The 26,366-nt window shown below is 62.2% G+C and carries 22 protein-coding genes and 4 tRNA genes; 19 read left to right on the plus strand and 7 right to left on the minus strand.

Features of this window, described 5'->3' with window-relative positions; all coding sequences use genetic code 11:
* Nucleotides 1–81 precede the first annotated feature (81 nt).
* The 5 genes from ribF (at nt 82) to ispH (ending at nt 5,872) form a co-directional block, all read left to right on the plus strand.
* Nucleotides 82–1,026 carry a bifunctional riboflavin kinase/FAD synthetase gene (gene ribF, locus ACMGG8_RS08440; protein ID WP_060841165.1) on the plus strand — a complete coding sequence of 315 codons (945 nt, stop codon included), beginning with the start codon at nt 82–84 and terminating at the stop codon, nt 1,024–1,026.
* A 13-nt stretch (nt 1,027–1,039) separates the two neighbouring features.
* Complete coding sequence (ileS, locus tag ACMGG8_RS08445; protein ID WP_414159441.1) at nt 1,040–3,871, plus strand: isoleucine--tRNA ligase; 2,832 nt, start codon at nt 1,040–1,042, stop codon at nt 3,869–3,871.
* Nucleotides 3,864–4,376 (plus strand): signal peptidase II, encoded by a 513-nt coding sequence (gene lspA / locus ACMGG8_RS08450; RefSeq protein WP_016964296.1) that lies wholly within the window; start codon nt 3,864–3,866, stop codon nt 4,374–4,376. Before ileS ends, lspA begins: the two co-directional genes overlap by 8 nt.
* Nucleotides 4,369–4,821 (plus strand): FKBP-type peptidyl-prolyl cis-trans isomerase, encoded by a 453-nt coding sequence (gene fkpB, locus ACMGG8_RS08455; RefSeq protein WP_060841163.1) that lies wholly within the window; start codon nt 4,369–4,371, stop codon nt 4,819–4,821. Before lspA ends, fkpB begins: the two co-directional genes overlap by 8 nt.
* A 103-nt stretch (nt 4,822–4,924) precedes the next feature.
* On the plus strand, nt 4,925–5,872 hold the full coding sequence (gene ispH, locus ACMGG8_RS08460; protein ID WP_414159442.1) for a 4-hydroxy-3-methylbut-2-enyl diphosphate reductase: 948 nt from the start codon (nt 4,925–4,927) through the stop codon (nt 5,870–5,872).
* Here the strand turns inward: ispH and ACMGG8_RS08465 are convergent, their stop codons facing one another.
* Entirely contained in the window at nt 5,873–6,397 is a 525-nt protein-coding gene (locus tag ACMGG8_RS08465) for a GspH/FimT family protein (RefSeq protein ID WP_060841161.1), read from the minus strand.
* Nucleotides 6,398–6,798: 401 nt separating this feature from the next.
* Here ACMGG8_RS08465 and pilV point away from each other — a divergent pair, with 401 nt between their 5' ends.
* From pilV to thiO, 6 genes are all read left to right on the plus strand, one after another.
* Entirely contained in the window at nt 6,799–7,242 is a 444-nt protein-coding gene (gene pilV, locus ACMGG8_RS08470; protein WP_060841160.1) for a type IV pilus modification protein PilV, read from the plus strand.
* Nucleotides 7,239–7,949 carry a PilW family protein gene (locus tag ACMGG8_RS08475; protein WP_060841159.1) on the plus strand — a complete coding sequence of 237 codons (711 nt, stop codon included), beginning with the start codon at nt 7,239–7,241 and terminating at the stop codon, nt 7,947–7,949. Before pilV ends, ACMGG8_RS08475 begins: the two co-directional genes overlap by 4 nt.
* Nucleotides 7,949–8,431 carry a PilX N-terminal domain-containing pilus assembly protein gene (locus ACMGG8_RS08480; protein ID WP_414159443.1) on the plus strand — a complete coding sequence of 161 codons (483 nt, stop codon included), beginning with the start codon at nt 7,949–7,951 and terminating at the stop codon, nt 8,429–8,431. Before ACMGG8_RS08475 ends, ACMGG8_RS08480 begins: the two co-directional genes overlap by 1 nt.
* A 205-nt stretch (nt 8,432–8,636) precedes the next feature.
* Nucleotides 8,637–8,888, plus strand: coding sequence for a hypothetical protein (locus ACMGG8_RS08485; RefSeq protein WP_414159444.1), 252 nt, complete (start codon nt 8,637–8,639; stop codon nt 8,886–8,888).
* Nucleotides 8,889–8,903: 15 nt separating this feature from the next.
* The gene (locus ACMGG8_RS08490) at nt 8,904–9,305 is read left to right on the plus strand and encodes a type IV pilin protein (protein ID WP_414159445.1); all 402 of its coding nucleotides are present in this window, start codon (nt 8,904–8,906) and stop codon (nt 9,303–9,305) included.
* A gap of 55 nt (nt 9,306–9,360) precedes the next feature.
* On the plus strand, nt 9,361–10,461 hold the full coding sequence (gene thiO / locus ACMGG8_RS08495; protein ID WP_414159446.1) for a glycine oxidase ThiO: 1,101 nt from the start codon (nt 9,361–9,363) through the stop codon (nt 10,459–10,461).
* Here the strand turns inward: thiO and ACMGG8_RS08500 are convergent.
* The 3 genes from ACMGG8_RS08500 to ACMGG8_RS08510 all read right to left on the minus strand — a co-directional run bounded on the left by ACMGG8_RS08500 (nt 10,458) and on the right by ACMGG8_RS08510 (nt 13,425).
* Complete coding sequence (locus tag ACMGG8_RS08500; RefSeq protein WP_414159447.1) at nt 10,458–11,786, minus strand: sigma-54-dependent transcriptional regulator; 1,329 nt, start codon at nt 11,784–11,786, stop codon at nt 10,458–10,460. The genes thiO and ACMGG8_RS08500 overlap by 4 nt on opposite strands.
* A gap of 255 nt (nt 11,787–12,041) precedes the next feature.
* Nucleotides 12,042–12,275: a PP0621 family protein gene (locus tag ACMGG8_RS08505; RefSeq protein WP_060841153.1), complete on the minus strand. Its 234-nt coding sequence runs from the start codon at nt 12,273–12,275 to the stop codon at nt 12,042–12,044.
* A 127-nt stretch (nt 12,276–12,402) separates the two neighbouring features.
* Nucleotides 12,403–13,425, minus strand: a complete 1,023-nt coding sequence (locus tag ACMGG8_RS08510) for an outer membrane protein assembly factor BamD (protein WP_060841152.1) — start codon at nt 13,423–13,425, stop codon at nt 12,403–12,405.
* 150 nt (nt 13,426–13,575) lie between these two features.
* On the opposite strand from ACMGG8_RS08510, the gene rluD reads away from it, so the two are divergent.
* The 7 genes from rluD to ACMGG8_RS08545 all read left to right on the plus strand — a co-directional run bounded on the left by rluD (nt 13,576) and on the right by ACMGG8_RS08545 (nt 18,662).
* A complete protein-coding gene (rluD, locus tag ACMGG8_RS08515) occupies nt 13,576–14,538 on the plus strand; it encodes a 23S rRNA pseudouridine(1911/1915/1917) synthase RluD (protein WP_016964308.1) in 963 nt (320 codons plus the stop codon).
* Nucleotides 14,535–15,260, plus strand: coding sequence for a peptidoglycan editing factor PgeF (pgeF, locus tag ACMGG8_RS08520; protein ID WP_060841151.1), 726 nt, complete (start codon nt 14,535–14,537; stop codon nt 15,258–15,260). Before rluD ends, pgeF begins: the two co-directional genes overlap by 4 nt.
* Before the next feature lie 130 nt (nt 15,261–15,390).
* Nucleotides 15,391–17,955: an ATP-dependent chaperone ClpB gene (gene clpB / locus ACMGG8_RS08525; RefSeq protein WP_060841150.1), complete on the plus strand. Its 2,565-nt coding sequence runs from the start codon at nt 15,391–15,393 to the stop codon at nt 17,953–17,955.
* A 294-nt stretch (nt 17,956–18,249) separates the two neighbouring features.
* Nucleotides 18,250–18,325, plus strand: a tRNA-Asn gene (locus ACMGG8_RS08530).
* Between the two features lie 9 nt (nt 18,326–18,334).
* A tRNA-Pro gene (locus ACMGG8_RS08535) sits at nt 18,335–18,411 on the plus strand.
* A 5-nt stretch (nt 18,412–18,416) separates the two neighbouring features.
* Nucleotides 18,417–18,492, plus strand: a tRNA-Lys gene (locus ACMGG8_RS08540).
* A 93-nt stretch (nt 18,493–18,585) separates the two neighbouring features.
* A tRNA-Pro gene (locus ACMGG8_RS08545) sits at nt 18,586–18,662 on the plus strand.
* 96 nt (nt 18,663–18,758) lie between these two features.
* Here the strand turns inward: ACMGG8_RS08545 and ACMGG8_RS08550 are convergent.
* Together ACMGG8_RS08550 and ACMGG8_RS08555 are read right to left on the minus strand one after the other, a co-directional pair.
* Nucleotides 18,759–22,409 carry a transporter substrate-binding domain-containing protein gene (locus tag ACMGG8_RS08550; RefSeq protein ID WP_414159924.1) on the minus strand — a complete coding sequence of 1,217 codons (3,651 nt, stop codon included), beginning with the start codon at nt 22,407–22,409 and terminating at the stop codon, nt 18,759–18,761.
* A gap of 122 nt (nt 22,410–22,531) precedes the next feature.
* Entirely contained in the window at nt 22,532–23,707 is a 1,176-nt protein-coding gene (locus ACMGG8_RS08555) for an EAL domain-containing protein (protein WP_414159448.1), read from the minus strand.
* Between the two features lie 319 nt (nt 23,708–24,026).
* Between ACMGG8_RS08555 and ACMGG8_RS08560 the strand changes: the two genes are divergently transcribed.
* Complete coding sequence (locus tag ACMGG8_RS08560) at nt 24,027–24,656, plus strand: response regulator transcription factor (protein WP_060841148.1); 630 nt, start codon at nt 24,027–24,029, stop codon at nt 24,654–24,656.
* A 315-nt stretch (nt 24,657–24,971) separates the two neighbouring features.
* Here the strand turns inward: ACMGG8_RS08560 and ACMGG8_RS08565 are convergent, their stop codons facing one another.
* Entirely contained in the window at nt 24,972–26,183 is a 1,212-nt protein-coding gene (locus ACMGG8_RS08565; protein ID WP_414159449.1) for a M24 family metallopeptidase, read from the minus strand.
* Nucleotides 26,184–26,366: the final 183 nt, after the last annotated feature.

Genomic DNA, 26,366 nt, shown 5'->3' on the forward strand with positions numbered 1-26,366 from the left:
ATCACTTTGGGTTACGGTGTTGCCTGTCGTCGGCCGCCGGGTGTGGTTATAATCGGCCACTTTATGAGCAAGAAGCGCGTTATGCAGCTGGTTCGAGGCCTCCACAATCTGCGCCCCCAGCATCGGGGCTGCGTCGCCACTATTGGCAACTTTGACGGTGTTCACCGTGGTCACCAGGCTATTCTGGGGCGGCTGCGTGAGCGTGCGCTCGAGTTGGGCGTGCCCAGCTGCGTGGTGATCTTCGAGCCGCAGCCGCGGGAGTTTTTCTCCCCGGAGACCGCTCCGGCCCGCCTGGCCCGCTTGCGCGACAAGCTGCAGTTGCTGGCTCAGGCAGGTGTCGATCGGGTTCTGTGCCTGGCCTTCAACCAGCGCCTGAGCAAGCTTGGCGCCAGCGAGTTCGTCGAGCGGATCCTGGTGGACGGCCTGGGTGTGCAGCACCTGGAAGTGGGGGACGATTTCCGCTTCGGCTGCGACCGGGTTGGCGATTTCGAGTTCCTGCAACAGGCCGGAGCCACTCACGGATTTACCGTGGAAGCCGCGCAGACCGTTGAGCTGGATGGCTTGCGCGTCAGCAGCACCCAGGTCCGCAATGCCCTGGCCGCTGCCGACTTTGATCTGGCCGAGCGGCTGCTCGGTCGACCGTACCGGATTGCCGGACGGGTCCTGCACGGGCAGAAGCTGGCGCGCCAGTTGGGTACGCCCACTGCCAACGTGCAATTGAAACGCCGCCGCGTGCCGCTGTCCGGGGTCTACCTGGTGAGCGTCGATATCGATGGCAAGACCTGGCCCGGTGTCGCCAATATTGGCGTGCGGCCCACGGTTGCAGGTGATGGCAAGGCCCACCTGGAAGTTCATCTTTTAGATTTTGCCGGCGATCTGTATGACCGGCGTTTGACGGTGGTTTTCCACCACAAGCTGCGTGAAGAGCAGCGTTTCGCCTCCCTGGAGGCGTTGAAGACGGCGATCAATGCGGATGTTGCCGCCGCCCGTGCCCAAGTGGCACGTATCCATAGCGCCAATCGCTAATGAAGAGCCTTAAATGACCGACTATAAAGCCACGTTAAACCTTCCGGACACCGCCTTCCCAATGAAGGCCGGCCTGCCTCAGCGCGAACCACAGATTCTGCAGCGTTGGGACAGCATTGGCCTGTACGGAAAGTTGCGCGAGATTGGCAAGGATCGTCCCAAGTTCGTCCTGCACGACGGTCCTCCCTATGCCAACGGCTCGATTCACATCGGTCATGCGGTCAACAAGATTCTCAAGGACATGATCATCCGCTCGAAAACCCTGGCGGGTTTCGACGCGCCTTATGTTCCGGGTTGGGACTGCCACGGCCTGCCGATCGAGCACAAGGTCGAGGTGACTCACGGCAAGAACCTGTCTTCGGACCAGACTCGCGAGCTGTGCCGCACCTACGCGTCGGAGCAGATCGAAGGGCAGAAGGCCGAGTTCATCCGCCTGGGCGTGCTGGGTGACTGGGCCAACCCGTACAAGACCATGAACTTCGCCAACGAGGCCGGGGAGATCCGTGCCCTGGCGGAAATGGTCAAGGGTGGCTTCGTGTTCAAGGGCCTGAAGCCGGTGAACTGGTGCTTCGACTGCGGTTCGGCCCTGGCCGAGGCGGAAGTCGAGTATCAGGACAAGAAGTCCGCCACCATCGACGTGGCCTTCCCGATTGCCGACGAAGCCAAGCTGGCTGGCGCCTTCGGCCTGGCCAAGCTGGCCAAGCCCGCCGCCATCGTGATCTGGACCACCACCCCGTGGACCATCCCGGCCAACCAGGCGCTGAACGTCCATCCGGAGTTCAACTACGCCCTGGTGGATGCCGGCGAGCGCCTGCTGGTCCTGGCCGAAGAACTGGTGGAATCCTGCCTGGCTCGCTACAACCTGGAAGGCTCGGTGATCGCCACCGCCCCGGGTTCGGCCCTGGAACTGATCAATTTCCGTCACCCGTTCTATGATCGCCTGTCGCCGGTGTACCTGGCCGAGTACGTGGAACTGGGCGCCGGTACCGGCGTGGTTCACTCCTCGCCTGCCTACGGTGAAGACGACTTCGTGACCTGCAAGCGCTACGGCATGGTCAACGACGACATCCTCAACCCGGTACAGAGCAACGGTGTCTACGCGTCGTCGCTGGAGTTCTTCGGCGGCCAGTTCATCTGGAAGGCCAACCCGGCCATCGTCGACAAGCTGAGCGAAGTCGGCGCGCTGCTGCACACCGAAACCATCAGCCACAGCTACATGCACTGCTGGCGTCACAAGACCCCGCTGATCTATCGCGCCACCGCGCAATGGTTCGTCGGCATGGACAAGCAGCCGGAAGCCGGCGGCACCCTGCGTCAGCGCGCCCTGCAAGCCATCGAGGACACCCAGTTCGTCCCGGCCTGGGGCCAGGCGCGCCTGCACTCGATGATCGCCAACCGTCCGGACTGGTGCATCTCCCGCCAGCGCAACTGGGGCGTGCCGATTCCGTTCTTCCTGCACAAGGAAAGCGGCGAACTGCACCCACGTACCGTCGAGCTGATGGAAGAGGTGGCCAAGCGCGTCGAACAGCAAGGCATCGAAGCCTGGTTCAAGATGGACGCCACTGAACTGCTGGGCGACGAAGCCAGCCAGTACGACAAGATCAGCGACACCCTGGACGTCTGGTTCGATTCCGGCACCACCCACTGGCACGTGCTGCGCGGTTCGCACCCGATGGGCCATGAAAGCGGCCCGCGGGCCGACCTGTACCTGGAAGGTTCCGACCAGCACCGCGGCTGGTTCCACTCGTCCCTGCTCACCGGTTGCGCCATCGACAACCACGCGCCGTATCGCGAACTGCTGACCCACGGTTTCACCGTGGACGAGAACGGCCGCAAGATGTCCAAGTCCCTGGGCAACGTGATCGCCCCGCAGAAGGTCAACGACACCCTGGGCGCCGACATCATGCGCCTGTGGGTTTCGGCCACCGACTACTCCGGCGAGATGGCGGTTTCCGATCAGATCCTGCAGCGCAGCGCCGACGCCTACCGGCGTATCCGTAACACCGCGCGCTTCCTGCTCTCCAACCTGAGCGGCTTCAACCCGGCCACCGACCTGCTGCCGGCTGAAGACATGCTGGCCCTGGACCGTTGGGCCGTGGACCGTACCCTGCTGCTGCAGCGCGAGCTGGAGCTGCACTACGGCGAATACCGCTTCTGGAACGTCTACTCCAAGGTGCACAACTTCTGTGTGCAGGAGCTGGGCGGCTTCTACCTGGACATCATCAAGGACCGCCAGTACACCACCGGCGCCAACAGCCAGGCCCGGCGTTCCTGCCAGACCGCGCTGTTCCACATCTCCGAAGCGCTGGTGCGCTGGATCGCGCCGATCCTGGCCTTTACCGCCGACGAGCTGTGGCAGTACCTGCCGGGCGAGCGCAACGAATCGGTGATGCTCAACACCTGGTACGAAGGCCTGAGCGAGTTGCCGGAAGGCTTCGAGCTGGACCGCGCCTTCTGGGAGCGGATCATGGCGGTCAAGGCCGCGGTCAACAAGGAACTGGAGAACCAGCGCGCTGCGAAAGCGGTGGGTGGCAACCTGCAGGCCGAAGTGACCCTGTACGCCGAGGATTCGCTGTCGGCCGATCTGGCCAAGCTGAGCAACGAACTGCGCTTCGTGCTGATCACCTCCACCGCCAGCGTCGCGCCTCTGGCCCAGGCCCCGGCTGACGCGATGGAAACCGAAGTCAGCGGCCTCAAGCTGAAAGTGATCAAGTCGAGCTTCGTCAAGTGCGCCCGTTGCTGGCACTGCCGCGAAGACGTTGGTGTGCATCCGGAGCACCCGGAAATCTGCGGGCGTTGCGTGGACAACATCAGCGGCGCAGGCGAGGTTCGTCACTATGCCTAACGCCGCAGGCCGTTTCGGCCGTCTGGGCTGGCTGTGGTTGAGCGTGCTGGTCCTGGTCATCGACCAGGTCAGCAAGCTGCACTTCGAAAGTTCGTTGAGCATGTACCAGCAGATCGTGGTGATCCCGGACTACTTCAGCTGGACCCTGGCCTACAACACCGGTGCGGCCTTCAGCTTTCTTGCGGACAGCTCCGGCTGGCAGCGCTGGCTATTTGCCCTGATCGCGATTGTGGTCAGCGCGGTGCTGGTGGTCTGGCTCAAGCGTCTGGGGCGCAATGAAACCTGGCTGGCCATCGCCCTGGCCCTGGTACTGGGCGGAGCTCTGGGCAACCTGTACGACCGCATCGCCCTGGGTCACGTGATCGATTTCATCCTGGTGCACTGGCAGAACCGCTGGTACTTCCCGGCATTCAACTTCGCCGACAGCGCCATTACCGTCGGCGCGGTGATGCTGGCCCTGGATATGTTCAAGAGCAAGAAAACCGGAGAAGCCGTTCATGACTGAACAGGTATTGACTGAACAACGTATCGGTCAGAACACCGAAGTCACTTTGCACTTCGCATTGCGCCTGGAGAACGGCGACACCGTAGACAGCACCTTCGACAAGGCCCCGGCGACCTTCAAGGTCGGCGATGGCAACCTGCTACCCGGGTTCGAAGCAGCGCTGTTCGGCTTCAAGGCTGGTGACAAGCGCCATCTGACGATCGAGCCGGAAAACGCCTTCGGCCAGCCCAACCCGCAGAACGTGCAGATCATCCCGCGTTCGCAGTTCCAGGACATGGAGCTGTCGGAAGGCTTGCTGGTGATCTTCAATGACGCGGCGAACACTGAATTGCCCGGTGTGGTCAAAGCGTTCGATGACGCTCAGGTCACCGTCGACTTCAACCACCCGCTGGCCGGCAAGACCCTGACCTTTGATGTCGAGATCATCGACGTCAAAGCGCTTTAACAGCATCGCCGGCACGCTGCCTCCTATTCTGTAGGAGCCGGTTTGCCGGCGATCCGCTGTCTACAACGATCTAACTTCTTGCGCGCAAGACACGAGGCACAGCATGCAAATCAAACTCGCCAACCCCCGTGGCTTCTGCGCCGGTGTGGACCGGGCGATCGAAATCGTCAATCGCGCCCTGGAAGTCTTCGGGCCGCCGATCTACGTCCGGCATGAAGTGGTACACAACAAATTTGTCGTCGAAGACCTGCGCAATCGCGGAGCGATCTTCGTCGAAGAGCTGGACCAGGTGCCGGATGACGTCATTGTCATCTTCAGCGCCCACGGTGTTTCCCAGGCGGTGCGCAGCGAAGCCGCCGGTCGTGGCCTCAAGGTGTTCGATGCCACCTGCCCGCTGGTGACCAAGGTGCATATCGAAGTGGCGCGCTACAGCCGCGACGCTCGTGAATGCATCCTGATCGGCCACGCCGGCCACCCTGAAGTCGAAGGCACCATGGGCCAGTACGATGCTGGCAATGGCGGCGCCATCTACCTGGTGGAAGACGAGAAGGACGTGGCCGAGCTGCAGGTGCGCAACCCCGAGCGCCTGGCCTTCGTGACCCAGACCACCTTGTCCATGGATGACACCAGCCGGGTGATCGACGCCCTGCGTGCGCGCTTCCCAGCCATTGGTGGGCCGCGCAAGGACGACATCTGCTATGCCACGCAAAACCGCCAGGACGCGGTCAAGCAACTGGCCGACGAATGCGACGTGGTACTGGTGGTAGGCAGCCCCAACAGCTCCAACTCCAACCGCCTGCGCGAGCTGGCCGAGCGCATGGCCACCCCGGCCTACCTGATCGACGGTGCCGAGGATCTGCAGCGCAGTTGGTTCGACGGGGTCGAGCGGATTGGCATCACCGCCGGTGCTTCGGCGCCGGAGGTTCTGGTGCGTGGGGTGATCCAGCAGTTGCAAGCCTGGGGCGCCACGGGGGCCGACGAGCTGGCGGGACGCGAAGAGAACATCACCTTCTCCATGCCCAAGGAGCTGCGGGTTCGCTCCCTGCTCTGATCAGCCTGCTGTCGCACACAAGGCCTGCTCGGCGGCATCGCTGCGCAGGCTGACCCGCCCGCTGCGTGACAGCACCACCTGATGACGGCTGTGCTCCCGGTCTGCCTGGCAGATGTGCAGGGTGCCGGCCTGGAAGGCGCCACTGGGCAGCAACGGGTTGCCCAATGGGCTGAAACGCACGTAATGCTGCACCGGGCGATTACCCACTATCAGGACCTGCCCACCGCTGCGCCGCTCGATCAGCAGCGGATTCTCCGAATCCTCCGGCCCCTTGCCACTGATATCCAGAATGATGCGCCAGCCCCGGCTCCAGTCGTTGTCCAGGCCATGGATCAGCGCGGTGCGTTGATGCAGGATTGCCGCCGCCCGGGCATTGCGCAGGCCGCTGGCAAGCATCTGCGCGGAGTCCTGCTGGCGATTGGAGCGCAGCAGCTCACTGAGGGCGGCGCTGGACAGTGGCAGCAACAGCGCCAGCACCGCCAGCGCGCTCAGCAGTTCGATCAGGCTGAACCCCTTCTCATGCATGCGCTATTCCTCCCTGGAACGCCCGATTTCACGCGATAGGTACCCGCCCTTGAGCCAAAGGGCCACAGTGCCAGTCTCCGACCGGCCAGGCGTTGAACTGTTATAGCCGAGGACTTTGCCAGGGCTTGCCATGAATTTGCCTACAAAGGGTTTCAGCTAGCGGCAACCGCACATCGCGCTGCGTGTTGTCGCTTGCGGCACATGCTGTGTGGGGGCGCAGGGCAATGTATTGCGGGGTGTTCCAGTCAGCGGCCTGGGGGCGACGCCGAGGCTAACCTCTGGAGGCGGCCGCATCGATTTGCGCCGTCCTGGCGCGGCTCGCCGAACTTGAGGGGCCGTCGCCTGCGGCGAGTGACCGGTGCCTGTCGCAATCGAGGTGGGAGTCATGGAGGACATTACGGATGAACCGGTGGCATGCACAGGACGGCATGTCCTTGATCGAGGTGCTGGTGGCGCTGTCGATTCTGGCGCTGGGCCTGTTGGGAGCGGCGGCGCTGCAGATCAGGGCGCTGCAGCATACCGACAGTGCGCGAATGAGCACTCAGGCCAGCTTTATCGCCTACGACATGCTCGATCGCATTCGGGCCAACGCATCTGCCGATTACACCCTTGGTACTCCCTCTGAGGGCAACACGGGCACGGTGCGGGATCAGGACCTGGTGGACTTTGCCGGCAACGTCGCCAGCTTTGGCGGGCCCGGCGCCAAGGGGCGTATCAGCGTCAACCAGCAGGTCTACACCGTTCGCATCACCTGGGACGACTCCCGTGCCGCGGGCCGGGTTGCCAGCCAGCGCAGCCTGGAAATCAGCAGTCGAGTGGCGGTTGGGCCGGGAGGCACGCCGTGAAGCGAGGCAACTGCGGTTTTGCGCTGGTGGAGATGATGCTGGCCCTGCTCTTGGGGCTGGTGCTGGTGTTGGCCGCAACCCAGGTATTTATCGCGGCAAAACACACCTACCTCAGCCAGAGCGCCGCGGCCTACTTGCAGGAGGATGGGCGGTTTGTCCTGAGCAAGATGCTCCAGGAAATTCGCATGGCGGGGCTGGCAGGGTGTTTGCGGGACGTCGACGACGCGAGCATCGCCACGGAATTTTCTCGTTACCGGGCCACCCCGATTCAGTGGGACAGTGCCGAGCACAAGCTGACCCTGATCACCGCGGATGTCGGTGAGGATGGCGGGGCGCCGACCTGGAGCCTGGTCACCGACTGCCAGCGCAGCGCGGTGGCCTATTCGGGGGCTCATCCAGGAGGTGTCGGGCAGCAGGTGTTTGCCTTGCGACGAGTGTTCTACAGCTACAAGAACCATCAACTGTTGTTCGGCAGTGGCCTGGGCAAGCAGCAGGCGGTGCTGTTGGACAACGTCGAAGCCTTCGATGTCGGTTTCGGTGTGGCCCGCTCCGCAACGGATAGCGGGGTTGCTCGCTACAGCCCGCATCCGGGGGATCCGGCGCGGATCCGCAGTGTGCGATTGCGCCTGACCCTGGCCGATCCCGACGCTCGGGTCGGCCCGCAGAGCTACACGGTGGTGGCGGCCTTGCGCAACAGGTTGCCCTGATGAGGTACCCGGCAGGATTCAAGCCCGACGGCGAACGGGGCATGGCGTTGTTGGTGAGCCTGGTGTTTCTGCTGGTGCTGAGCCTGATCGGCCTGTCATCCCTGCAGAACGCCACCTTGCAGGAAAAGATGGCCGCCAGTCTGCTGCTGCACAATCGGGCTTTCCAGGCTGCGGAGGCGGCGCTGCGCCTGGGGGAAGGCGCGGTCCGCCGGGGTGATGACTCTTTGCCGCTGTGCGCGGATCCTGTGCGGTGTGCACCTCCCGCTGAATCGACGGTGGTCAGCGGTGCCGGCTTCAATGAGGTTTCGGCGGTGACCTGGGTCGCCGCCAGCGAGGGTTTTTATGCGGTGCAGAACCTGGGGATTGTCCGAAATGCGCTCGGCCTGCCCCCCGACACCTCGGCCACTCTGTACCGAGTGACTGCAGTAGGGCTGGCGGGGCAGGCGCGCAGCGTGCTGGAGAGCATTTATGCCAAGTACTGATTCCGAGATGCTGCGGTGCCGGTGGCCGTTGGTGTTTGCGCTCGTGCTGCTGGGCAATGGGGGGCAGGTTGTCGCAAGCGACGTTCAGTCGCCGGTCAGGGTGGCTGATCAGGTTCCGGAGCCCTCTGGCCTATTCGGTTCGTGGTCCTTGACTGCTGGGTGGCTCGAAACTGGTGTGTGTGGCTCAGGCCAAGCCTGCGGGAAATTGATCGAGTTGCAGGCGTTCAGCGGTAAGATGCTCGACGCCGCGCCGCTGGACGCCGACGGTGCTGGAGTCGTGACGGATCAGGAAGCCTTCTCCACGGGCACCGGGTTCGTCGATGGGCTCCCCGGCCGCGCGGGCGTTTCCAGCCATCAGCCCCGCAAGATCGTCAGCGCCCCTGGCGGCGCCAGCAGCTCCCTGGAGCAAAGGTCCAGCGGTGGCAGCCGGCGCATCCTGTGGCGACAAATTCAGTAAGCGAGATTCTTGACCATGCGCAGATCCAACCAAGGTTTTACCCTGATCGAAATCATGATCGTGATTGCGATCATAGGTCTGGTCCTGACCTTGAGCCTTCCCAGCATCACCGAATACCTGAAGAAGCCCCATCGCAGCGAAATCGCGGCGTTGCTCACCGAGCAGGCACAGCAGCTCGAACGCCACTTTTCCAAAACCGGGGTCTACAGCAACGCCCCGGACCTGAGTGCCGGCAACGATTACTACAGCATCGCCCCGACCCTGACCGACACCGGCTTCTCGCTGACCGCATCGCCCAAGGCCGATACGCTGATGGCGGGAGACAAATGCGGCAGCTTCAGCATCGATCAAACCGGCGCCATCAGCGTCACAGGTCAGGCCGAAGGGCTGACGGCCAAGGACTGCTGGGGGCGTTGATCACGGGTTTCGGGGGCTGCGGCGCCCACTGTCTTTCTCTTGAATGGATCTGACTATGGTTGAACAACAGCAAGTGCTGGTGGTGGGCGGCGGGGTGATCGGTCTGCTCACGGCCTTCAATCTGGCGTCCCGGGGCCAGCGGGTACGACTTGTGGAGCGCTCGGACCTGGGGCGCGAGTCGTCCTGGGCCGGTGGCGGGATCGTTTCGCCGCTGTATCCCTGGCGCTACAGTCCGGCGGTCACGGCCCTGGCCCACTGGTCCCAGGATTTTTATCCACAGCTGGCGCAGCAACTGCTGAACGCCACCGGGGTCGATCCCGAGGTCCATACCACCGGGCTCTATTGGCTGGACCTCGAAGACCAGGCCCTGGCGCTGGAGTGGGCGCAACGCGAAGGCCGTCCCCTGAGTGCCGTGGACATCTCGGCGGTGCATGACGGAGTGCCGGTGCTGGGTGCCGGCTACCAGCGGGCGATCTACATGGCCAATGTGGCCAATGTGCGCAACCCGCGTCTGGTCAAATCCCTCAAGGCGGCTTTGCAGGCCTTGCCCAATGTGCGCATTGACGAGCAATGTACGGTCAGCGGTTTTATCCACGACGGCCAGCGAGTGGCAGGGGTGCATAGCTCGCTCGGAGAGATTCGTGCCGACCAGGTGGTGCTTTGCGCTGGTGCCTGGAGTGGCGAGTTGCTCGGTAGCCTGGGGCTGGAGCTGCCCGTGGAGCCGGTTAAGGGGCAGATGATCCTCTACAAGTGCGCTGCCGATTTCCTCTCCTGCATGGTTCTGGCCAAGGGGCGTTATGCCATTCCACGACGGGACGGCCATATCCTGGTGGGCAGCACCCTGGAGCATGAGGGCTTCGACAAGACCCCGACCGCCTCGGCACTGGAAAGCCTCAAGGCCTCGGCCGTCGAGCTGATCCCGGCCCTGGCGGATGCCGAAGTGGTGGGGCATTGGGCCGGGCTGCGACCCGGCTCTCCCGAGGGGATTCCCTATATCGGACCGGTTCCCGGGTTTGCCGGCCTGTGGCTCAACTGCGGGCATTACCGCAACGGTCTGGTGCTGGCACCGGCTTCCTGCCAGTTGTTCTGCGACCTGTTGCTGGGGCATGCACCGATCATCGATCCGGCGCCCTATGCCCCTGAGGGGCGGGTCTAGTCCAGTCCGAGCTTCTTCATGCGATAGCGCATCGAACGCAGCGACAGGCTCAACCGCCGGGCCGCCTCCGTGCGGTTCCAGCGGGTTTGCTCCAGGGTCTGGAGCAGCAACTGGCGCTCCACCTGCTGCAGGTGCCGCGCCAGATCGAGATTGAGGGCGGGCCCCGGCGGGAGCTCGTCCTCAGGTTCGGGGACCGGTAAATTCAGGTCTGCCACTTCGATCCACGGACTCTCGCAAAGGGCCAGGGCCCGTTCCAGCAGGTTCTCCAGTTCACGCACATTGCCGGGGAAGTCGTAGCGCTCCAGGGCTTGCAGCGCTTGTGGGTGCAACTGTGGGGCTGGCCGGCCACTGCTGGCGGCCAGACGCTGGAGGATGTGCCGGGCCAGTAGCCCGATATCGTCCCGACGTTCGCGCAGGGCGGGAACCCGCAACTCGATGACATTCAGCCGATAAAACAGGTCCTGGCGAAAGCGTCCGGCTTGCACTTCGCTTTTCAGATCCTTGTGGGTCGCACAGAGGATTCGTACATCCACCGCCTGTTCTTCCTGAGCGCCTACTGAGCGCACTGACTTTTCCTGCAGGGTTCGCAGCAGTTTCACCTGCATGACCAGCGGCAGGTCGGCGATCTCGTCAAGGAACAGGGTGCCGCCATGAGCGGCCCGGAACAGTCCGGGCTGATCCATCAGGGCGCCGCTGAAGCTGCCCTTGCGGTGACCGAAAAACTCGCTCTCCATCAGTTCGCCGGGAATCGCTCCGCAGTTGACCGGGACAAAGGGCTGTGCGGCTCTGGGGCCTGACTGGTGGATCAATCGGGCCACTCGTTCCTTGCCGCTGCCGGACTCGCCGCTGATGTAGAGCGGCGCGAGGCTGGCGGCCAGTTTGGCAATATGCCGGCGCAGGATGACCATGGGCGGCGAATCCCCCGGCAGTTGCTCAGAGAAGCGAGTCGCCACACCCGAGTGTTGTCGTTTCAGGGCGGTGGCCACCCAGTCCCGCAGGCGCTTGAGGTCCAGAGGCTTTGGCAGCAGGTCGCAGGTTTCGGCATCCAGGGCGCTGGTTGGCGCGCAGGTCTCGTGGCTGAGCAGGGCCACCGGCAATTGGGGATGGTGCCGGCGAATATGCTGCAGCAGCTCCAGGCCGCTGCCGTCCGGCAGGTGCAGGTCGGTCAGGCACAGGTCGAAATGCTCCCGGGCCAGGTGGCTGCGGGCCTCCTGCAGGCTGCGGGCGCTTTGGGTGTGCAGGCGCATGCGGCCCAGGGTGATCTCCAGCACAGAGCGGATTTCCCTGGTCTCATCGACCACCAGCGCTCTGTGCTGTGGATTCATGGCGGTGGCCGTCTTTCTCCGGGAGTGAGCAGCGGGCGACAGCGCTCGTGCTGTAGGCGAGAGATGAAGTCTAGGCCCGCGGGGAGGCGCGCGCAGGGGCTTGGGCGACGGTTATTTTGTCGCCAGTTGTGTGGGTTCGCGCCCCGAGTCCGGGGCTGGCAGGGCGAGGGGAAAGCAAGGGCCTTCGGTGCTGGCGCAAGGGCTCAAGGTGCGCGTGTCGGGAATGGCTACGCGCTTGAGCCCATGTCGCAGCTGTCAGCGGTCCTGGCGGCCAGGGCCTTGCTCCAGATGTGCCTGGCTGCAGTACCACTGTTGCGACAGGCTCAGCGCCCTATCCTGAGGCAGGTGCACGCCGCAGTGGGCACAGCGCACCATTGGTGTAGTGGCCGGTTCGTGGGGGCTGCGGGGTGTGGCCGCGGGGCGCTTGAACTTGCGCCAGAACCATACCGCAGCGGCAATCAGGGCGATCCAGAACAGTAGACGAAGCATGGTGACCCGCTTTGTGGGGGGAGAGAGGCGGCAGTTTAGCCAAGCGCCTGGCAGGCGCACAGGCCCAAGAAGTGTCAGGCATGAAAAAGGGAGACTTGAAGTCTCCCTTTATTTGCTGCGCTGGCTGTCAGTCGAACACGCCGAAGGTCATGTAGCTGAACCAGGAACGGTCGCTGTTGTTGCCGGCGGCCTCGTGCTTTTCTTCCTCGATCGCATCGCCGTTGCTGTCTTTGGGCTTGAGCTCCGACGGGATCGCGTCCTTGGCGTCCTGGTACTGCTTCATCACGTCCTGGTTGGCGCGGGTTTCTCCCGGCGGCAGCGGTGGGCGGGACTCGATCAGGCCCAGGGTGGCCTTGCTCAGCCACGAACGGTTGTCGGCTTCCGCCACGCGCGGTACGAACTGGCCGTCCACCAGGCTTGGGTGATTCGGGTAGTTGAGCTTCAGGGTTTCCAGGCTGGTTGCAGCCAGCTCGTCCAGGTGCAGGCGCTGGTAGGCCTCGGTCATCACCGCCAGGCCGTCACCCACGGAAGGGGTTTCCTGGAAGTTTTCCACGACGTAGCGGCCACGGTTGGCGGCGGCGACGTAGGCCTGGCGGGTCAGGTAGTAGTCGGCCACGTGGATTTCGTAGGCGGCCAGCAGGTTGCGCAGGTAGATCATGCGCTGCTTGGCGTCCGGGGCGTAGCGGCTGTTGGGGAAGCGGCTGGTGAGCTGGGCGAACTCGTTGTAGGAGTCGCGGGCGGCACCCGGGTCACGCTTGGTCATGTCCAGTGGCAGGAAGCGCGCCAGCAGGCCGACGTCCTGGTCGAAGGAGGTCAGGCCCTTGAGGTAGTAGGCGTAGTCCACGTTCGGGTGCTGGGGATGCAGGCGAATGAAGCGCTCGGCAGCGGACTTGGCGGCTTCCGGCTCGGCATTCTTGTAGTTGGCGTAGATCAGCTCGAGCTGTGCCTGATCGGCGTAGCGACCAAAGGGATAGCGCGATTCCAGGGCCTTGAGCTTGGCAGTGGCGCTGGTATAGCTGTGGTTGTCCAGGTCGGTCTGCGCCTGCTGGTACAACTCGACTTCGCTCAGGTTTTCGTCAACGACTTCCTTCGATGAGCAAGCAGCGGTCAGTGCGAGGATGGCGATCAGCAGCAGGTGTTTCACTTGCATGGCGGCTTGCGTCCCTATGACGGCCGCTGTCTTGGGCGGGGCCGTCCTGTTATGATGAGCGCCCCGTTGAAAGCCTCGGGGCAAAAGACGCCGTATTTAACCACAAGCGCGCAGCCGAAACCAAAGGCTGTGCCGACGCCCAGTCCGAGCATGTCCGATAAAATTGAACTTCGCGCAGAGGTGCCGTCCGAACTGGGCGGTCAACGCCTCGATCAAGTCGCCGCCCAACTATTCGCTGAGCATTCGCGCTCGCGCCTTTCCGCCTGGATCAAAGACGGCCGCCTGACTGTGGACGGAGCGGTGATCCGCCCGCGGGACATCGTGCACGGCGGTGCCGTACTCGAGCTGACCGCCGAGCAGGAGGCCCAGGGCGAGTGGATCGCCCAGGACATCGAGCTGGACATCGTCTATGAGGACGACGACATCCTGGTGATCAACAAGCCCGCGGGCCTGGTGGTGCACCCGGCTGCCGGCCATGCTGATGGCACCTTGCTCAACGCCTTGCTGCATCACGTTCCCGACATTATCAATGTGCCTCGGGCCGGTATCGTCCACCGCCTGGACAAGGACACCACCGGTCTGATGGTGGTGGCCAAGACTATCCAGGCCCAGACCCAGCTGGTGGCCCAGTTGCAGAGCCGCAGCGTCAGCCGCATCTATGAATGCATCGTGATCGGTGTGGTCACCGCCGGGGGCAAGATCAACGCGCCCATCGGCCGTCACGGCCAGCAGCGTCAGCGTATGGCGGTGATGGAAGGCGGCAAGCAGGCCGTCAGCCACTATCGGGTACTGGAGCGTTTCCGTTCCCACACCCACGTGCGGGTCAAGCTGGAGACCGGTCGTACCCACCAGATCCGGGTGCACATGGCCCATATCAACTTCCCGCTGGTGGGCGACCCGGCCTATGGCGGTCGTTTCCGCATTCCGCCGGCTGCCAGCCAGACCATGGTCGAGTCGCTGAAAAACTTCCCGCGCCAGGCCCTGCATGCCCGTTTCCTGGAGCTGGATCATCCGACCACCGGTGAACGCATGAGCTGGGAGTCGCCATTGCCGGATGACTTCGTCTGGCTGTTGTCGCTGCTCAAGCAAGACCGTGAGGCGTTCGTCGGATGAGTGACTGGCTGCTGCCTGACTGGCCCGCGCCGGCCGGGGTCAGAGCCTGTGTCACCACCCGCAGCGGCGGCGTCAGCCTGGCGCCGTTCGACAGCCTGAACCTGGGCGATCACGTTGAAGACCAACCTGAAGCGGTGGCCGAAAACCGACGGCGCCTGACCGAGCGTTTCGACATTGCTCCGGCCTGGTTGCAACAGGTGCACGGGATTGCCGTGGCCCACGCTGATCCGTCGGTGGTGGCAACGGCCGATGCCAGTTGGTCGGCGACCCCGGGCATCGCCTGTGCGGTGATGACTGCCGATTGTCTGCCGGCGCTGTTCTGCAACCGAAGCGGAACCCGGGTTGCGGCGGCTCATGCCGGTTGGCGCGGGCTGGCGGCCGGTGTGCTGGAAGCCACCCTCGACAGCCTGGATGCTGCACCCGCCGAAGTGCTGGTATGGCTGGGGCCGGCCATTGGCCCGGAGCGTTTTGAGGTCGGGGCTGAAGTGCGCGAAGCCTTCGTCAGCCAGTTGGCTGCTACCGAGCAAGCCTTTGTACCAAGCGTCAATGCCGGCCGCTTCATGGCCGACATCTACCAGCTGGCGCGCCTGCGCCTGGCGGCTCGGGGGGTAACGGCGGTCTATGGTGGCGGCTACTGCACCGTGACCGACCCACGCTTCTTTTCTTACCGACGCAGCCCGCGTACCGGACGTTTTGCCTCCCTTATCTGGCTAGAGCGCTAGACTCATCTGACTTGCGTCAAGCTGCTGGCGCTTGAATCTCCCAGAATCGACCGCATCTAGAGAAACATCTGGCAGGTTTCTCTATTTAGGTGTGTCCATCGCTCCGGCCTGCTCAAAAGGAAGGTGACTAATGCGTATAGACCGATTAACCAGCAAGCTTCAGCTGGCCTTATCCGATTCTCAATCTCTGGCGGTTGGCCTGGATCATCCGGCCATCGAGCCAGCGCACCTGATGCAGGCGCTGCTTGAACAGCAGGGCGGTTCGATCAAGCCCTTGCTGATGCAAGTGGGCTTCGACGTCAACAGCCTGCGCAAGGAACTGAGCAAAGAGCTCGATAAACTGCCGAAAATCCAGAACCCCACTGGCGACGTCAACATGTCCCAGGATCTGGCGCGCCTGCTCAACCAGGCCGATCGCCTGGCGCAGCAGAAAGGCGATCAGTTCATTTCCAGTGAACTGGTGCTGCTGGCGGCCATGGATGAAAACAGCAAGCTCGGCAAACTGCTGCTGGGCCAGGGCGTGAGCAAGAAGGCTCTGGAGAACGCCATCAACAACCTGCGCGGCGGCGAGGCGGTAAATGACGCCAACGTCGAGGAGTCGCGTCAGGCCCTGGATAAATACACCGTTGACCTGACCAAGCGCGCCGAGGAAGGCAAGCTCGATCCGGTGATTGGCCGTGACGATGAAATTCGCCGGACCATCCAGGTGCTGCAGCGTCGTACCAAGAACAACCCGGTGCTGATCGGTGAGCCCGGCGTGGGCAAGACGGCCATCGCCGAAGGCCTGGCCCAGCGGATCATCAATGGTGAGGTGCCCGATGGCCTGAAAGGCAAGCGCCTGCTGTCCCTGGACATGGGGGCACTGATTGCCGGTGCCAAGTACCGCGGCGAGTTCGAAGAGCGCCTGAAATCCCTGCTCAATGAGCTGTCGAAGCAGGAAGGCCAGATCATTCTGTTCATCGACGAGCTGCATACCATGGTCGGCGCCGGCAAGGGCGAAGGCTCCATGGATGCGGGCAACATGCTCAAGCCGGCGTTGGCCCGTGGTGAGCTGCACTGCGTGGGTGCCACCACGCTCAACGAGTACCGCCAATATATAGAGAAGGATGCGGCCCTCGAACGGCGCTTCCAGAAAGTGCTGGTGGACGAGCCGAGCGAGGAAGACACCATCGCTATCCTGCGTGGCCTGAAAGAGCGCTACGAGGTGCACCACAAGGTGGCGATCACTGACGGTGCGATCATTGCCGCGGCCAAGCTCAGCCATCGTTACATCACTGACCGGCAACTGCCGGACAAGGCCATCGACCTGATCGACGAGGCCGCCAGCCGCATCCGCATGGAGATCGACTCCAAGCCGGAAGTGCTGGATCGCCTGGAGCGGCGCCTGATTCAGCTCAAGGTTGAATCCCAGGCCCTGAAGAAAGAAGACGATGAGGCCGCGATCAAGCGCCTGGAAAAACTCCAGGAAGAGATCGTCCGCCTGGAGCGTGAATACGCTGACCTGGAAGAAGTCTGGACCTCGGAGAAAGCCGAAGTGCAGGGTTCCGCACAGATTCAGCAGAAGATCGAGCAGTCGCGTCAGGAACTGGAAGCGGCCCGACGTAAAGGCGACCTCAATCGTATGGCCGAACTGCAGTACGGGGTGATCCCGGATCTGGAGCGCAGCCTGCAGATGGTCGATCAGCACGGCCACAGTGAGAATCAGTTGCTGCGCAGCAAGGTCACCGAGGAAGAAATTGCCGAAGTGGTGTCCAAGTGGACCGGCATCCCGGTGTCGAAAATGCTCGAAGGCGAGCGTGACAAGCTGTTGAAGATGGAAAGCCTGCTGCATCAGCGGGTGATCGGCCAGAACGAGGCCGTGGTGGCGGTATCCAACGCGGTACGCCGCTCTCGGGCCGGGTTGTCCGATCCGAACCGTCCCAGCGGCTCGTTCATGTTTCTCGGCCCGACCGGGGTCGGCAAGACCGAACTGTGCAAGGCCCTGGCGGAATTTCTCTTCGACACCGAAGAGGCCATGGTGCGGATCGACATGTCCGAGTTCATGGAGAAACATTCCGTGGCTCGCCTGATCGGTGCGCCACCGGGCTATGTCGGTTACGAAGAGGGCGGCTATCTGACCGAAGCCGTGCGTCGCAAGCCGTACTCGGTGATCCTGCTGGACGAAGTCGAGAAGGCGCACCCGGATGTGTTCAACATCCTGCTGCAGGTGCTCGAAGATGGTCGCCTGACGGACAGCCACGGACGTACTGTGGACTTCCGCAACACGGTGATCGTCATGACCTCCAACCTGGGCTCGGCACAGATCCAGGAGCTGGTGGGGGACCGTGAAGCACAGCGGGCAGCGGTGATGGATGCAGTGTCCACTCACTTCCGGCCGGAATTCATCAACCGTGTCGACGAAGTGGTGATCTTCGAGCCTCTGGCGCGGGATCAGATCGCGGGCATCACGCAGATCCAGCTGGGGCGCCTGCGCAGCCGTCTGGCGGAGCGCGAGCTGAGCCTGGTGCTGAGCGACGAAGCCTTGGACAAGCTGATCGCCGTGGGTTACGACCCGGTGTATGGCGCGCGGCCGTTGAAGCGGGCCATTCAGCGCTGGATCGAGAACCCGTTGGCCCAGTTGATCCTGTCCGGTGGTTTCTTGCCGGGCGCTACAGTTACCGCCTCGGTGCAGGACGACGAAATCGTCTTTGCCTGAACCTTGGGTGGCCGCTGAGTAAAAAGGCCTCGCCTGGCGAGGCCTTTTTTTCACTAGGGTGTTGAACTGTAAGGAAAAGGCTTGTAAAGTGCGCCCCGCAGTCAGTCACCCCCCTAGGTTTTTTCTGATGTAGAAGAAACCGGCAATGAAGTCGCAAATCATTGTCTTAAAAGCAATTTAAGGGGTTGACAGGTAGTTTTAAGATTGTAAAATAGCGCGCCTCAGAGGCATGAACGTAGCGATACGGACAAGCCGAAGAGGATGAAGTAAAAGTTGTAACTTGAAATATGTAGTTCCGTGATAGCTCAGTCGGTAGAGCAAATGACTGTTAATCATTGGGTCCCAGGTTCGAGTCCTGGTCACGGAGCCAATTTCAAACCGGGGTATAGCGCAGTCCGGTAGCGCGCCTGCTTTGGGAGCAGGATGTCAGGAGTTCGAATCCCCTTACCCCGACCATTTTTGGGTCGTTAGCTCAGTTGGTAGAGCAGTTGGCTTTTAACCAATTGGTCGTAGGTTCGAATCCCACACGACCCACCATTTTTGAGACCAGTTCGCTGGAATCGAATCTTAAGATCAGACGCCAAAAGCTCTGTTCGCAGAAGGCGCCTTTTAAAGGTGCCTTTTTTTTACCGGGGTATAGCGCAGTCCGGTAGCGCGCCTGCTTTGGGAGCAGGATGTCGGGAGTTCGAATCCCCCTACCCCGACCATATTCACGAAGAAGGGCACCTCTTGAGGTGCCCTTTTTCGTTTGTCTGCAAAAATGTCGTGCCCCGGGGCGGCAAGCCATGCTACGCCCCTTGTGCTCATTCGACGGGCAACGCCTCCCAGACCCTGCGCTGTTCCAGCAGACGCCGCTCCAGGGTCACGATTGCCTGTTTCACCTGCTCTACGCACTCCCTGACCGTCTCCAGAGCCAGCTCCGGGCTCAGGCAGGCGTCTTCCAGCTGGCGACAGCTCTCGACCAATTGTTCGCCCTTGACCACTCGCGCAGCGCCCTTGATGCGGTGCGCCAGCTCTGCCAGTTCCACGGTGGCCTGTTCCTGGAGCAAGGTGTCGAGGCTCTGCATGTCCATGCGATTGTTGCTCAGCAACTCACTGAGAATGTGGTGCAGCATCGTCGGCTCGCTGCCCACCAGGGTGTGCAAGGACTCCAGATCGAATACCCGGGAGGAGCGGGGGCTGGCGGGCTTCGAACTGGCGAGGCTTTCCTGCTCGCCCTCATCGGCCTGCCCCATGGCCAGCAGGCGTTCTTCCAGCTCGTCCAGGCTGATGGGCTTGATCAGGCAGTCGTTCATTCCCGCCTGGATGCAGCGTTCCACCTCCTCCTGCTGGGCGTCAGCGGTCAGGCCGATGATCATCATCGGCTCCGCGGCATTGTCCCGTTCATCCTGGCGAATCGCCCGGGTCATCTCAGCCCCGTTCATGATGGGCATGTGGCAGTCGGTGATGATCACGTCGAAGTCCTGCTCACGCCAGATGTGCAGGGCCTCCAGACCGTTTTCCGCCTCGAACACGTCATGTCCGAGGAAGCACAGTTGCTGCTGCAGGACCTGGCGGTTCACCGGATGATCGTCCACCACCAGGATCTGCAGGCGGTACATGTGACGCTTGTTGACCGGGGGCAGGCGCTCGGCTGCGGCCACGCGCTCCAGTGTCTGCAGACGCAACTCCACATTCACTCGGGTGCCGTGTCCCACAGCGCTGCTCATCGATACCTGGCCCCCCATCATTTCGCACAGGGAACGGCAGATCACCAGGCCCAGGCCTGTGCCTTCGATGTTCTGCACATTGCGCTCCACCTGGGCAAAAGGCTGGAACAGACGCTGCTGGCTGCAGGGCGAGATGCCGATCCCCGAGTCCTCGACACAGAGCCGTACCCGCAGCACTGCGTGGTCCAGCAGATCGCCGCTGATACTCACCTTGATAAACCCGGCCTCGGTGAATTTGATGGCGTTGCTCACCAGATTGGACAGGATCTGCTTGAAACGCAGGCCGTCCACCAGTACGTCGCCGTTGATGCTGGAATCGATCTCGAGGATCAGGCTCAGGCATTTCTGCCGGGCCAGTCCTTCGAACACCCGCGCCACCGACTCCACCAGTTCGCGCAGATTGGCCCGTTTGGGCGAGAGACTCAGGCGCCCCGACTCGATACGGGCGATATCCAGAATGTCGCCGATCAGCTCCAGCAGGCTGTGCGCCGAGCTGTAGGCAATTTCAATGCTGGAGCGTTCGATCCGGTCGCTGTCGGCGCGTTTGAGCGCCAGCTCGAGAATGCCGATGATCGCGTTCATCGGCGTGCGGATCTCATGGCTCATGGTGGCCAGGAACGTGGTCTTGGCCCGGCTGGCCTCGTCCGCGAGGTTCTTGGCTTCCTTCAGCTCCTGGACCAGATGCCGATGCTTGGTGATGTCCAGCCAGCCGCAGATCACGCCCTTGGTGACGCCATTGGCATCCTTGAATGGCTGAATCCAGTGTTCGATCCAGACCTCCTTGCCCTGCAGCTTCACCGCATAGACCGATGTGATGGTCTGGCCGTCGTTGATTGCCTGCAGGTAGTTCTGATGCAGATCGGGTTGCGCCGCGAAGTGCTCGGGCGGCAGTTGCTGCACGGTGCGGTTCAGCACCTCTTCGGCGCTGAGCCCGACGCTCTCCAGGTAACTGCGGTTGCAGGACAGCATGTTGCCGTCGACATCGCGGATATAAAGCGCAGGCGGCATGTTTTCCGCCAGCGTTTCGATAAAGCGCAATTGGTCGTTGAGGGTTTGCTCGGCCTTGACCCGGCGACGCAGGTAGAAGACCCAGGCCAGTGACAGCAGGAGCAGCAGTGAGGCCCCGGCGATGATCTCGGCGATCATCAAGGTGTAGTCGCGCCAGGTTTGGCTGCTCATCCCCGGGGGCGAGCGCCAGTGGCTGGCGATGGCGTTCAGGTCGTCCGCCGGGAGGCTGAGCAGGGCCTTGTCGAGGATGGACTGCAGCTCCGGGTCGCTGCGGCGCAAGGCAAAGTTGGCAGTGGCCTGGGTGGTGTGAATCAGGTCGGAGACCGCCAGGCGGTTCTGAAACAGACGGACAATGTAGTAACGCGAGGCCGGCAGGGACACCACCGCAGCATCGGCAGCGCCTTCATAGACCTTGTTCATGGCGTCCAGCGAGGCACCGGCTTCGATTATCCGGGTTTGCGGATAGAGCTCGCGCACCTGTTGCAGCGTGACATGGCCGCTCGGTATGGCCAGGCGCTTGCCGATCAGTGCTCCGGCGAGCAGTGCCTTGCCGTTCTTGTCGGTTTGGGTGACGAGGACGAAGGGGCTGCTGAGAAAGGGCCGGGTGAAGCGCAGATTGTTCTCGCGTTGTGCGCTGGCGGTCATGATGGCCAGGTCCGCTTCCGATTTACGCAGGGCTTCAATCTGTTCCGGGTAGCCTCCGTTGCGGGCGGTCACCTGGAAGCGCAGGCCGGTACGTTGGGCAATCAGCTCCAGCAGTTCGGCGGTGACTCCGGAGAAAATGCCCTTGGCGTCGAAAAAGGCCACGGGTGCCAGGTCATCGTTGATCACCAGGCGGACCACCGGATTGCGGTCGATCCAGCGCGACTCCTCCGGCGTCAGCACCACCTTCTCGTCCGATGGAATGAAGCCGCTGCCGACCCAGCGGCGACTGAGGCTGGTGAGTTTTTCCCGGCCAATGGCTTCGATGCACTGGTCGACGATGCGCAGCAGGCGCTGGTTGTCCTCCTTGAGGGCAAAGCCATAGCCACCTTCGGAAAACGCAGCGAAACGTTCGAACTTGAGGTAGCTGTAGTAGGCGCGGTTGATGCGGAAGTAGGCGCTGAGCACGTCGTCCAGGTACAGGTCGGCATGGCCGAAGGCCGCCGCGGCGATGGCTTCGTCGGGGTTGGGGTAGATCATCGCGTGGGCGAGCGGAAAGCGTGACAGCAGTTCGGCGCTGTGCTCCTGAGGGACGGCTACCCGCAGCCCGGCCAGGTTGGCGGACACAGGCTTCAGGTCGTCGTTGCGCCTGAACAGCGCCAGGCGACCCTCGGCGAAGGGGCGGCTGAACCTGATGCTGTCGGCAGTGGCTGGCGCGGAACTGTAGCTGCCCAGCAGATCGATGTTGGCCGTCTGCAAGGCCTGCAAGGCGGCGTCTCGGGTGGCAAACGGCGCGACCTTGATGCGTATCCCGAGCATCTGCCCGATCAGGGTGCTGACGTCGGCGGAAATGCCTTCGTAGTAGTTGTCGTTGTAGCTGACATTGAACGGTGCCGACTCGGTGGCGACGGCGCCGATTTTCAACTCCGACTTGTGACGCAGCCAATGCCAGTCTTCATCCTCCAGGGCCAGATCGTGGTGACCGAGGTGAACCGTGCTGTGCAGGGTATTGGGCAATGTCGGGGGCTCGGCCGCTGCCGGTTGCACCGCGGTAAGCGCCAAGCAGAAAAACAGCCAGATAAATCGTGAATGCATGATCGCGTCGAAAGTAGGAGGGCAGGAGGGCTTGAGCCGGGAGTCGTAGCGCAATGCACGCCGGGCGGACGGTACATGAAGCAGGGTCATGGGTCGCCACCTTGAACGGCCGTCATGAGGGGCTAGTGGCTGCAATAGGCGATGAAATGATTTTCCGGCATGGGCCGCGCGAACAGAAAACCCTGGGCGGTCTCGCACCCCAGTGCCAGCAAGCGCTTCTGTTGCTCGCGGGTTTCCACCCCTTCGATGATCAATGACATGCCCAGCGAGCGAGCCAGCGCCACGGTGTAGCTGATGACCGCATTGCTCCTGGGTTGGTGCCCCATCTTGCGCACGAAGGCTCCATCGAGCTTGATCTGACTGAAGGGCAGTTCACACAGGCGATCCAGGCTGGCGTAGCCGGCGCCGAAATCTTCCATGGCCAGGCCGCAACCCATCACTCTCAGGCGCACCAGGTTTTCCAGACTGATGGCGGGAGCGCTGACCAGACTGCTCTCCGCGATCTCGAAAGTGATGCAGGCGCACGGCACCTGAAACAGCGTGAGCAACGAGGCAATGGATTCGGTCAGGGTCTGGAACGTCAGTTGCGAGGGGTGCAGGTTGAAGGAAAATCCCAGGGCGGTTCCTTTCTCCGCCAGTTTGCGACGCAGGGCCAGGCCTTGATCGAGCAGTTGCCAGAACAGGCGGTCCAGCAGGTGGTGGTGTTCCATGAGGCACAGAAAGTGCGAGGGCGGCAGGACGCCTAGCTGGGGGTGATTCCAGCGAGCCAGAACTTCCACCCCCAGTAGAGACGCGTCTTCGAGGGCGACCTTGGGCTGGTAATAGGGCTCGAATTCACCGTTATCCAGGCCTCGAAGGACATCCTTCAGGGCCGGTAGCCTGGATTGTTCCAGCGGCCTGACCAGTCCGGGACGCTGGGACGGATAGCGTTTGAGCAAAGTGGTCAGCCGCTCCAGATCGAAGGGCTTGCCCAGGTCACCCAGGAAGTTGAAGCCCAGGTGCTTGATCATGGACGCGGTGGTGTGCCGCAAAATCGAATCGATCTGGCTGCAGAGAATGACCGAGTGCAGCTTGCCGCTGTGACTGGCGTTACGCAGGAAGGCCAGGCCGTCCATGCCGGACATCTTCAAGTCGCAGATGGCGATGTCCATCTTCTCGCTGTTCTCCAGTAGCGCCAGGGCCTCGCGGCCGCTGGCGGCCTGATGCACCGGCCCCGACATCACCTTTTTCAAGGCCGTCACGGTGACCAGGCGCTGCAGCGGTTCATCTTCCAGAACCAGAACATTCAAATGTTGCATTTCCGGCTCGCGTCATTATTTGTCGAGCATCTTGCTTAACAATCTGGATCGGGAGCCATAAGGCAAATCCACGCGTGTGTTGAGAAATTTCCTAGTGAAAAATCAGACTGTCTGATTCCTTTGGGAGAAGTGATTAACCTCTTGTATCGTCCCTTGTTTGTCAGGAGTCTGAAATTTACCGGGCATCGCGCAGGCAACGCTTCCGTGGCAACAGTGGTTACCCAAATACGAACGTTGCATCTGATCGGGGTGCGATTGCGTTTATCTTCCGAGCGACAAGGCCGGCCCCAAGGCCAGGTTTTTAAGGTGAAGTGACAACATGCACAGCGTATTGATAGTTGACGATCATCCTGTTGTCCGGCTCGCCGTTAAGGTCTTGCTGGAAAAAAACAACATGCGGGTTGTGGCCGAAACAGACAATGGACTGGATGCGCTGGAACTGGTTCGTGAACATGAGCCGGCGGTGGTGATCCTCGATATCGGCATTCCCAAGTTGGACGGCCTCAAGGTGCTGTCACGGATCAAGGCCTTGGGCATATCCACCGAAGTACTGGTGCTGACCTCGCAGTCCGTCGAGAGCTTCTGCAGGCGCTGCATTCAGTTGGGCGCGCGTGGGTTCGTCAACAAGGAGGAGGACCTGAGTAATCTGGTCGTGGCCATTAATGCGGTGTTGGCCGGCTATACCTTTTACCCGTCCCTGGCCGTGGATGTATCCATTCCTGCCGCGGAACAACAGACCGAGAGTGAACAGATAGGCTCGTTGACCGATCGGGAAATGATCGTGCTGCAGTATCTGGCCCAGGGTTATTCGAACAAGGCCATTGGTGAAAAACTGTTCTTGAGCAACAAGACCGTCAGTACTTACAAAACCCGTTTATTGCAGAAACTAGGCTTGGGTTCACAAGTCAGTCTGGCGGAGTTTGCCAAGCGCAATGCGTTGATTCCCTGAATTGAATCCGGCCGGCCAGTTGTAGTTTGCTCACTGGTTTGCCTGAGTCTCGATCCTTGAAGACGAGCGACACAATAGTGCGTTCTTTGTACATGACTTCAGATGTGCCGGGATCGTTCTCCAGATGGTTTACAGCACGATCTACCGAACTTCGTGGCCCATCTTGCATGGGCCACTGATACTTCCTGGTGTTTGAGAGGGTTCTTGTTGCAGGTGCCTCAGCACCCTGCCAGGTGGGGCAATGGAGCTTGCAGGCGCGACGGCGCATCGGGCCCACGGTGGTGATCCGTGTTGCCCCGGTCCAGGGGCGCAGGTTCAGGCGCCGATGATGTTGTGCTCTGGCCCAAAGGGCAGAGCGGTGATGTTTTCCGCCCCCTGGGCATTGACGATCAGGATGTCGTGCTCCCGATAGCCGCCAGCACCAGGCAGGCCCTGAGGCAGCCGGATCATCGGTTCCATGGACACCACCATGTCCGGCTCCAGCACGGTGTCCACGTCCTCGCGAAACTCCAGGCCGGTTTCCCGGCCGTAGTAGTGGTTGAGGATGCCGAACGAGTGGCCGTAGCCGAAGGTGCGGTATTGCAGAAGGTCGTGCTCCAGGTAGATCTGGTTCAACTGCCGGGCAATCTCGCTGCAGCGGGCGCCGGGCCTGATCAGTTGCAACCCGGCCTGGTGCACCTTGACGTTGATTTCCCAGAGCCGCAGATGGGCATCGGGACAGTGGCCGAGGAACAGCGTGCGCTCCAGCGCGGTGTAGTAGCCGGCGATCATCGGGAAGCAATTGAGGCTGAGGATCTCACCCGGACTGACCCGGCGCGACGTCACCGGGTTGTGGGCGCCGTCCGTGTTGATTCCGGATTGAAACCAGGTCCAGGTGTCCATCAGTTCGGCGGCGGGAAAGGTGCGGGCGATTTCCCGCACCATGGCCTGGGTGGCGTGAAGCGCCACTTCGTACTCCGCCACCTGATCGTGCAGCGCCTCGATCGCGGCGGCGCCGCCAATGTCGGCGATGCGCGCGCCCTGGCGGATCAGCGCTTGTTCCTCGGCGGACTTGAGCATGCGCAGGTTCATGCAGGGTCCGGCGATGTCCAGCAGTTGCGCCTGTGGATAACGTTCGGCCAGGGCCCGGTAATGGGGCAGGCTCAACTGATCGAACTCCAGCCCCAATCGCGAAGCTCGGGGCAGGGCCTGTTTGACCGCGACGAGGAAGTTGCCCCGTTGCCAGTCGGTGTAGATCACTTGAGCGTCACAGATCGCCCGGCGTCCCGGCTGACCGCCGTCGATGTTGGCGCTGATCAGCACCGTGCGCTCCTGGGTCACCGCCAGTGCGTACTGACGGCCGAAGGAGCAGTACAGGTAATCGGCGTAGTAGTTGATGTTGTGGTACGAGGTGAACAGCACCGCGTCCAGGCCTTCTTGGGCCATGTGAGTCCGCAGGGCACTCAGGCGCCGGGCGTATTCCGCGGCAGAGAAAGTGGAGGGGGCTTTTTCGCCATTGCGCAACTCAAGCGTCTGGGGCATCTGCATGGCATGGGTCCTTGCTGCTATGAACGATGCGTGGCGCCACACTCGGGTGGGCCGGGACACGGCATTGCAGCAGATTGCGCAGTAGCGGGCATGTGCAGTACCGACCCCGGGTTGGCTGCAAGCGCTGTTTTGACCGCGCGCCGCCCCAGGAACCAGGGCGCTGGCGATCCAGGCGAGCAGCAT

Origin of the sequence: Pseudomonas sp. BNK-45 (assembly GCF_047456255.1) — a bacterium.
Taxonomy (GTDB): domain Bacteria; phylum Pseudomonadota; class Gammaproteobacteria; order Pseudomonadales; family Pseudomonadaceae; genus Aquipseudomonas.

Bases quoted from the DNA above. Each gene is read 5' to 3' on its own strand.
- ACMGG8_RS08510 (WP_060841152.1), bottom strand. From the start codon at position 13,425: ATGCAAGTGAAACACCTGCTGCTGATCGCCATCCTCGCACTGACCGCT.
- ACMGG8_RS08500 (WP_414159447.1), bottom strand. From the start codon at position 11,786: ATGAATCCACAGCACAGAGCGCTGGTGGTCGATGAGACCAGGGAAATC.
- ileS (WP_414159441.1), top strand. From the start codon at position 1,040: ATGACCGACTATAAAGCCACGTTAAACCTTCCGGACACCGCCTTCCCA.
- ACMGG8_RS08550 (WP_414159924.1), bottom strand. From the start codon at position 22,409: ATGCATTCACGATTTATCTGGCTGTTTTTCTGCTTGGCGCTTACCGCG.
- thiO (WP_414159446.1), top strand. From the start codon at position 9,361: ATGGTTGAACAACAGCAAGTGCTGGTGGTGGGCGGCGGGGTGATCGGT.
- lspA (WP_016964296.1), top strand. From the start codon at position 3,864: ATGCCTAACGCCGCAGGCCGTTTCGGCCGTCTGGGCTGGCTGTGGTTG.
- pgeF (WP_060841151.1), top strand. From the start codon at position 14,535: ATGAGTGACTGGCTGCTGCCTGACTGGCCCGCGCCGGCCGGGGTCAGA.
- ACMGG8_RS08465 (WP_060841161.1), bottom strand. From the start codon at position 6,397: ATGCATGAGAAGGGGTTCAGCCTGATCGAACTGCTGAGCGCGCTGGCG.
- clpB (WP_060841150.1), top strand. From the start codon at position 15,391: ATGCGTATAGACCGATTAACCAGCAAGCTTCAGCTGGCCTTATCCGAT.
- ACMGG8_RS08555 (WP_414159448.1), bottom strand. From the start codon at position 23,707: ATGCAACATTTGAATGTTCTGGTTCTGGAAGATGAACCGCTGCAGCGC.
- ispH (WP_414159442.1), top strand. From the start codon at position 4,925: ATGCAAATCAAACTCGCCAACCCCCGTGGCTTCTGCGCCGGTGTGGAC.
- ribF (WP_060841165.1), top strand. From the start codon at position 82: ATGCAGCTGGTTCGAGGCCTCCACAATCTGCGCCCCCAGCATCGGGGC.
- pilV (WP_060841160.1), top strand. From the start codon at position 6,799: ATGAACCGGTGGCATGCACAGGACGGCATGTCCTTGATCGAGGTGCTG.
- ACMGG8_RS08560 (WP_060841148.1), top strand. From the start codon at position 24,027: ATGCACAGCGTATTGATAGTTGACGATCATCCTGTTGTCCGGCTCGCC.
- ACMGG8_RS08505 (WP_060841153.1), bottom strand. From the start codon at position 12,275: ATGCTTCGTCTACTGTTCTGGATCGCCCTGATTGCCGCTGCGGTATGG.
- rluD (WP_016964308.1), top strand. From the start codon at position 13,576: ATGTCCGATAAAATTGAACTTCGCGCAGAGGTGCCGTCCGAACTGGGC.
- fkpB (WP_060841163.1), top strand. From the start codon at position 4,369: ATGACTGAACAGGTATTGACTGAACAACGTATCGGTCAGAACACCGAA.
- ACMGG8_RS08490 (WP_414159445.1), top strand. From the start codon at position 8,904: ATGCGCAGATCCAACCAAGGTTTTACCCTGATCGAAATCATGATCGTG.
- ACMGG8_RS08480 (WP_414159443.1), top strand. From the start codon at position 7,949: ATGAGGTACCCGGCAGGATTCAAGCCCGACGGCGAACGGGGCATGGCG.
- ACMGG8_RS08565 (WP_414159449.1), bottom strand. From the start codon at position 26,183: ATGCAGATGCCCCAGACGCTTGAGTTGCGCAATGGCGAAAAAGCCCCC.